3 protein-coding genes are annotated in these 2,385 nt (G+C 39.7%); all 3 read right to left on the bottom strand.

Annotated features, from left to right (window positions below):
• Window positions 1-81: 81 nt before the first annotated feature.
• Complete coding sequence (bioD, locus tag F6K13_RS28690; protein WP_124147713.1) at window positions 82-780, bottom strand: dethiobiotin synthase; 699 nt, start codon at window positions 778-780, stop codon at window positions 82-84.
• A gap of 780 nt (window positions 781-1,560) precedes the next feature.
• Window positions 1,561-1,788 carry a hypothetical protein gene (locus F6K13_RS28685; RefSeq protein WP_124147712.1) on the bottom strand — a complete coding sequence of 76 codons (228 nt, stop codon included), beginning with the start codon at window positions 1,786-1,788 and terminating at the stop codon, window positions 1,561-1,563.
• 23 nt (window positions 1,789-1,811) lie between these two features.
• Window positions 1,812-2,027: a hypothetical protein gene (locus F6K13_RS28680; protein WP_124147711.1), complete on the bottom strand. Its 216-nt coding sequence runs from the start codon at window positions 2,025-2,027 to the stop codon at window positions 1,812-1,814.
• Between the last annotated feature and the right edge of the window lie 358 nt (window positions 2,028-2,385).

Raw genomic sequence — 2,385 nt, 5'->3', positions numbered from 1 at the left:
TCTAATTTCTGGACGCAGTTGAGATTGAGCAACGGAATTTGAGGTCGGAATAGTTGAAACCATATTTTTTATACTGAGTTATTAATTTTTGATTGTGGTTGGTAAGGGTAAAAACTTCTCTAAATCTAAATTAGAGGCTGCTGTTGCTAATTTGTCTAGGTTGTTAATTTCTGGTAAATGTGGTATAATTCCACAGACTTGTACTTGAGTTAAGGATTGAATTAGCTCAACAGGAGTCCAGTCAGCAATTTCTTGCTCCGAGCAAGGTTTAACGCAGTTGAGGATAATGCCTCGGAGGTTAACCTTCATTTGACGAGCTAGAGCAACATTAGCTACAGTTTGAGCGATCGCGCCTAACTTGATTGGTACAACCAAAATAGTAGGTAAATGCCAATCCCTAGCTATGTCTGCCACCGTCAGTTCGTGAGTTACAGGAGAACCTAGTCCCCCTAAACCCTCGACTAACACAAAATCTTTTTGTTGTCGTAATCTTGCAAAAGTTGACCATACCTGGTCTAATTCTACCAGACGACCTTCCCGTTCTGCAGCTACAGGAGGAGCGACTGGTGTTTCGTACCATAAAGGGTTAATTTCGTCAATAGATTGGTCTAGAGAAAATAATTGAGTGTAAAGTTCGCGATCGCCTATGCCAGTTTGAATGGGTTTAAATAAGCCTAAGTTCCGGTCTTGATGGTAAGTTTGCCAATAAGCAGCAAGAGCGAGGGTTAATATCGTTTTACCAGCGTCGGTATCGGTTGCAGTAATCAAAAGTTCTTTCAAAGCATTTACCCTGGAATATCATTTCTGGATCTCTCCATTGTAATATCTTCAGGACTTCCGTACCAAGTTCTACCTGTAGTGGACTGACACACCTAATTTTGTGCGGGGTGTGTCACGTCAGTAGAGTGCATTGCAACTCACCCTTGGTATTACACCACCGCCAGTATAGAACCCATTTGGGATATATTTAAAAATGATGATTTAAAAATTATGAATCAGGAGTTATATCATGTCCGGTTGAACAGTTATAAATAAACTACTTAGGAGTCAGGAGTAAGCAATTCTGCAATTCAGGAGGGAAGAAAGAAGAAAAGAAGGAGAAAGTTTTTTGATCGCTAATTATCCGGACATGATATTATATCAAATCCGGTAGCATCGGTATAAAATCTTTTGAAGTAGGAGTCAGGAGTCAGGAGTCAGGAGGGAAAAAATTTATGAAGATTTGGTAATGGTGAAGATAAAGAATGTTTTTATACCGAATTAAACGGATTTGATATTACGCATAACCACCACATACAGAACGGCCGTTTACTGACGCATAGCTGAAGCTTTATATGTTGCGGAGCAAAACGCCCCTACAGATGGTGTATAACTTTGTATTTTGCGTAAGTTCTGTGAATCTAATTACACTAATGCTACCGAATTTGATATTAGGGGGTGTGGAGCGAGTTTTTTTCTACCTCCACAGAAATTATCAATTCTTTCCCCTCCTGGGAGGGGGAGGGGCGAGGGGTGGGTTCCCTACCCCCTACTCCCTACTCCCTTTTTTGGTGGAGATGTCTATTTAGGGTTTGCTGAATAAATATGAAAGTCTTTACAGATAAAGCTTTTGGCATTTTTAAGTCTGGAGGGGGTGCGCTTATTTGAGTTGAAAAGCCTCAAAAAGTTAGTATTAACAGCAAGATTTGGACAGAGAAATTGAGGAATAATTCTAACTCCTGCCTTCTCGCTCATTCCCCATTCCTCCTGTCTCCTGTCTCCTGTCTCCTGACTCCTACCCTTGCTCATAAGACTTTTTCAGCAAACCCTATTTATGGATCGGCACGATTTTCTAGATCCTTTACAGCATCTTCTGTACGTTCATTAGTATTCTTGGGCTTCAACCAATCAGGCCATAGTCCAACTATAAATTTTCGACTTTGCAAGCTGGCATTTTGGACAGGTTGAGGCACAAATTCAAAACTGTCACCAGCAGTTACAAAAACTATACTCACGATGACAAATAACCATATTAGATTTTTATTCATAAGCTGATATGAATTGGATTTATTTGTTTAACTTTAGTCTTCCCGCTACTCACAAAAATACTTCTAATACCAATTTCATAAAATATTGCTACATTCATGGAAGAGTGAGCAGTAGGGAGATTGCATACAACGTCCGTAAGTCTTAGACAAAGGGAAGTATAGAACCCCTAAGCGTATCTTCATAAATATTAAGTTTTTTGAGCTAGGAGACAGGAGACAGGAGACAGGAGATAAGAGGTAAGAGGTAAGAGGTAAGAGGGTAGATGTGGGGAGAAATAATATAAAAAATTCAACACTCCTTGCTGATGATTGTTCCTCACTCATTGATGCGCGAAAAGACTTGACTACCATAATTATA

This window comes from Okeania sp. SIO2B9 (genome assembly GCF_010672505.1).
GTDB lineage: Bacteria > Cyanobacteriota > Cyanobacteriia > Cyanobacteriales > Microcoleaceae > Okeania > Okeania hirsuta.
The sequence above is the reverse complement of the archived record's forward strand: the minus strand, read 5'-3'. Positions and strand labels throughout refer to the sequence as shown.

Excerpts from the sequence above, each read along its gene's own strand:
- F6K13_RS28680 (WP_124147711.1), bottom strand. The coding sequence starts at position 2,027 with ATGAATAAAAATCTAATATGGTTATTTGTCATCGTGAGTATAGTTTTT.
- F6K13_RS28685 (WP_124147712.1), bottom strand. The coding sequence starts at position 1,788 with ATGAGCAAGGGTAGGAGTCAGGAGACAGGAGACAGGAGACAGGAGGAA.